This is a genomic window from Mesorhizobium sp. (genome assembly GCF_024509055.1).
Taxonomy (GTDB): domain Bacteria; phylum Pseudomonadota; class Alphaproteobacteria; order Rhizobiales; family Rhizobiaceae; genus Mesorhizobium.
In genome coordinates this window covers 1-4,242 of record NZ_JANINM010000135.1, presented here as the reverse complement: position 1 = coordinate 4,242, position 4,242 = coordinate 1, and the positions used below count along the sequence as shown (strand labels likewise).

Below are 4,242 nucleotides of genomic sequence, written 5' to 3'. Positions count from 1 at the left end.
GCCAGATTGTCCCACAATTCGATCTTGGCGCCCTGGCGCTTCATGATCACGCCCTGCTGCAGGATCGACAGCGTGTTGTTCCAGGCCCAATAGATCACGAGGCCGGCCGGGAAGCTGCCCATCATGAAGGTGAAGATCACCGGCATCCAGGTGAAGATCGCCGCCTGCGTCGGGTCCGGCGGCGCCGGGTTCATGCGCATCTGCAGGAACATGGTGATGCCCATGACCACCGCCCAGGCGCCCATATGCGGCAGGAAGGCGGGCGCCGCGAACGGCAGCAGGCCGAACAGGTTGAAGATCGAGGTCGGATCGGGCGCCGCGAGATCGTGGATCCAGCCGAAGAACGGCGCGTGCCGCATCTCGATGGTGATGTAGAGCACCTTGTAGAGCGAGAAGAAGACCGGGATCTGCAGCGCCACCGGCCAGCAGCCGGCCAGCGGATTGATCTTCTCCGTCTTGTATAGCTCCATCATCGCCTGTTGCTGCTTCATCTTGTCGTCCGCGTATTTCTCGCGGATCTCCAGCATCTTCGGCTGCACCTTCTTCATGTTGGCCATCGACGCGTAGGACTTGTTGGCCAGCGGGAAGAAGAGGGCTTTGACGATGACGGTCGTGGCGAGGATCGCTAGGCCGAAATTGCCGAGGAATTTGTACAGCGTGTCGATCAGCCAGAACATCGGCTTGGTGATGAAGTGGAACCAGCCCCAGTCGATCAACAGGTCGAAGCGCTTGATGTGGCGGTCTTCGGCATAGGCGTTGATCTTGGCGACTTCCTTGGCGCCGGCGAAGACCTCGGTCTCGACGGTCGCGGACTGGCCGGCGCCGACATTGATGGCATCGGTCAGGAAGTCGGACTGGTAGCTATGGCTATGAGGTCCGCTGTTGAAATCGAAATAGGAGTAGGTCGGCTGGAACGGCTGCTTCTCGGTCGGCACCAGCGTCACGGCCCAGTATTTGTCGGTGATGCCGAGCCAACCGTCGGTCGACTTGCCCGGCTTGACCTGCTTGTCCTTCTCGATTGCCGCGTATTTGTGCTCCTGCAGCCCTTCGGTGCCGGTGAAGCCGATCAGGCCTTCATGCAGCACATAGGTGCTGGCCACGGCCGGCTTGTCGAAGCGGGTGACGCGGCCGTAGTTGAACAGCGAAACGGGGGCCGAGCCTGAATTCTGCACCGTGTCCGAAACGGTGAACATGTAGTCGTTGTCGACCGAGATCGTGCGCTTGAAGGTCAGGCCCTTGTCGTTGGTGAAGGTAAGCGTCACCGGCGTCGAAGGCGTCAATGTCGGATTGCCGTCGACGCTCCACACCGTGTCCGCGCCGGGCACCGTTCCGGTCTTGTCGTTGCCGACGAAGCCGATCTCGGCGAAATAGCCGTTGGCCAGCGAGGCCGGATTGAGCAACTCGATCTTGGGCGAATCCTTGTCGACCGTCTCCGTGTAGTGCTTGAGCTTGAGGTCGTCGAGGCGCGCGCCGGTCAGGTTGATCGAGCCTTCCAGGCTCGGCGTGTCGATCTTGACGCGCTTGGTAGCGGCAACAGCCTGGTCGCGGCTGGCCGCCGTTACGGCATCGCTGCCCGGTGCGTTGGGAATGGCGCCCGAAGCGGGTGCCGGAGTCCCGGCGGCATTGGAACCGGCGCCGCCTGCTTCCTTCTTCTGCGCTTCGACGCGCTGCTGCTCGATGCGGGCCTGCTCGCGCTGCTGTTCCATCTTAGGGTTCATGTAGAACACCTGCCACAGTGTCAGGATGAGCACCGACAGCGCGATGGTGATGAAGAAATTGCGGTTGTTTTCCATCGAAAGCCCTTGGCCTATCGTGTGCCGCGCAGCCGGCGGGAAAGCTCGGCCTTCAACTGGCCGAAAGGAATGGCGAGCACGTCTTCGCGCCCGACGATGACATAGTCATTACCAGGCGCCATGTCATCGGCGGCATGGACGCGCACGGCTTCCCTGAGCCGCCGCCGGACGCGGTTGCGCACCACGGCGTTGCCGACCTTCTTGGTGACGGTGTAGCCGACTCGTGGCGACAGCGTGTCGCCACGGTCGAGAACTTCAACGAGAAAAAGCCGCCCGCGGCGTTTTTCACCGCCGCGCACAGCCAGGAAATCCGCGCGTTTCAGAAGCCGCCCGGGAGTTTTTCCCTTTGGCTTGCCGGTTGCGGGCAACGATCTCGTCTTTCGTTCAGGCGCTGAGCCGCTTGCGGCCGCGGTTGCGGCGAGCTGCGACGACGCCGCGACCACCCTTGGTGGCCATGCGGGCGCGGAAACCGTGCCGGCGCTTGCGGACGAGTTTGGACGGTTGGTAGGTACGCTTCATTTGTTTTAATACCGCGGGGTGCGGCCCTTCTTGTGTCTGTCACTCTGTAACAGGAGCTTTGCCGGGCCGGTTTAGGCGCGATCGAAACCGCGCCGGGACGAATGGCCCGAGCGTGTGCGGGCTTATAGAAAGAAGGTTTTTGGAAGTCAATCCGGGCCACCCAAAGGGAATTTTTCGCGGGCCAAGGATGAAATTGGCAAAAAAGCCGCAAATCGCATAATCTTGGCCGATCAAGCCTTCGTGAAGATCGCGTCATGTCGAGTGAAGCTCCGTCCACCGAAGAAAAGGCAAGGCCGGCCGCGGCGAACTCACCGCGCCGGGTGCCGCTGTCGCGCGGCCTGTCGACCAAGCTTCTCCTGCTCACCATCGTCTTCGTGCTGCTCGCCGAAGTCCTGATCTTCCTGCCCTGGATCGCCAGCTACCGGGTGAACTGGCTGAAGGAGAGGCTGAGCACCGCCGCCGCCGTTTCGATCGTGCTTCTGCAGGGTGAGCCCAACTCCTTGTCGCACGCCGCCCAGAACGACGTGCTGATCGCGATCGGCGCCAAGGCGATCGCCGTGCGCGACGGCGGCGTCTCGCGCCTGCTCGTCGTCGCCGACATGCCGCCGCAGGTCGACCAGCACATCGACATCTCCAATGTCGGGCTGGTCAACGGCATGACCGGGGCGCTGGACACCTTGTTCTTCGGCGGCAAGCGCATGCTGCGCGTCTTCGGCCCTGTCGGCGACAGCGACAAGGAATTCGAACTGATCATGCCGGACTACCGCCTGCGCGATGCCATGCTCAGATATTCGCGCAACGTCGCCGTCGTCTCGCTGCTGATCTCGCTGTTCACCGCGATGCTGGTCTATGCGGCCATCGACCTGATTATGATCGGGCCGATCCGCTCGATGACGCGCTCGATCCTGTCCTTCTCCGAGGCGCCCGACGATCCAGGCCGGGTCATCCGCCCGGCCGATCGCGCCGACGAGATCGGCGTCGCCGAGCGCGAGCTGTCGCAGATGCAGGAGCGGCTGCAGAAGATGCTGTCCGAGCAGAAGCATCTCGCCGACCTCGGCCTCGCCGTCTCGAAGATCAACCACGACATGCGCAACATCCTGGCTTCAGCCCAATTGATGTCGGACCGCCTGCGCCAGGTGAAGGACCCGACGGTGCAGGCCTTCGCGCCGAAGCTTCTGCGCGCGCTGGACCGGGCCGTCGCCTATTCGGAGGGCGTGCTTTCCTATGGCCGCACGCAGGAGCCGGCGCCGGCGCGCCGGCGCCTGCGGCTGCGCCAGCTGGTCGACGACGTGCATGGCCTGCTCGACATCGAGGAAGGCATCGAGTTCATCAACGCCATAGAGCTGGCGTTCGAAGTCGATGCCGATTCCGACCAGCTCTTCCGTGTGCTCACCAATCTCTGCCGCAACTCCGTCCAGGCGATGGCCGGCGATACGGAGAGCGCGGTGGTGCGCCGCCTGACCGTCTCGTCGGAGCGGATCGGCAGCGTCAGCCGCATCGTCGTCACCGACACCGGCCCGGGCCTGCCGCCGAAGGCGCGCGAGAATCTCTTTGCCGCCTTCCGCGGCTCGGCGCGCAGCGGTGGCACTGGGCTCGGCCTTGCGATCGCCCATGAACTGATCCGCGCCCATGGCGGCACGGTCGAGCTGGTCGAATCGATCGGCGGTCGCACCACCTTCGCCGTCACCATCCCCGACCAGCCGGTTCGGCTCGACCAGGCACGCAACGGCCTGCGCCGCCCGGCCTGACCTGAATTTCGCCATATCTCGGCGTCGGCAAAACAAGTTCGACAAAACTTTGCCGGATCGACTTGCTTTTCCGGAATTCAGTCGTTAGGGAACACACCACATCGCGGCCGGCCGTCTCGACCGGACTGCGGGGCTTGTGTCAAACACGGCCTGTTGCGCGCCCGTAGCTCAGCTGGATAGAG

At 63.4% G+C, this 4,242-nt stretch carries 4 protein-coding genes; 1 reads left to right on the top strand and 3 read right to left on the bottom strand.

All coding sequences use genetic code 11. The features are described from left to right. The 3 genes from yidC to rpmH all read right to left on the bottom strand — a co-directional run. Positions 1 to 1,793, bottom strand: a 1,793-nt coding sequence (gene yidC, locus Q0L57_RS07120; protein ID WP_296740325.1) for a membrane protein insertase YidC, incomplete at its 3' end; no start/stop codon positions are given. A gap of 14 nt (positions 1,794 to 1,807) precedes the next feature. After that, on the bottom strand, positions 1,808 to 2,161 hold the full coding sequence (gene rnpA, locus Q0L57_RS07115; RefSeq protein ID WP_296740322.1) for a ribonuclease P protein component: 354 nt from the start codon (positions 2,159 to 2,161) through the stop codon (positions 1,808 to 1,810). Positions 2,162 to 2,177: 16 nt separating this feature from the next. Further along, on the bottom strand, positions 2,178 to 2,312 hold the full coding sequence (rpmH, locus tag Q0L57_RS07110) for a 50S ribosomal protein L34 (protein ID WP_008833937.1): 135 nt from the start codon (positions 2,310 to 2,312) through the stop codon (positions 2,178 to 2,180). Between the two features lie 254 nt (positions 2,313 to 2,566). On the opposite strand from rpmH, the gene Q0L57_RS07105 reads away from it, so the two are divergent. Further along, positions 2,567 to 4,060: a HAMP domain-containing sensor histidine kinase gene (locus Q0L57_RS07105; RefSeq protein ID WP_296740027.1), complete on the top strand. Its 1,494-nt coding sequence runs from the start codon at positions 2,567 to 2,569 to the stop codon at positions 4,058 to 4,060. Positions 4,061 to 4,242 lie beyond the last annotated feature (182 nt).

Bases quoted from the DNA above. Each gene is read 5' to 3' on its own strand.
- rpmH (WP_008833937.1), bottom strand. From the start codon at position 2,312: ATGAAGCGTACCTACCAACCGTCCAAACTCGTCCGCAAGCGCCGGCAC.
- Q0L57_RS07105 (WP_296740027.1), top strand. From the start codon at position 2,567: ATGTCGAGTGAAGCTCCGTCCACCGAAGAAAAGGCAAGGCCGGCCGCG.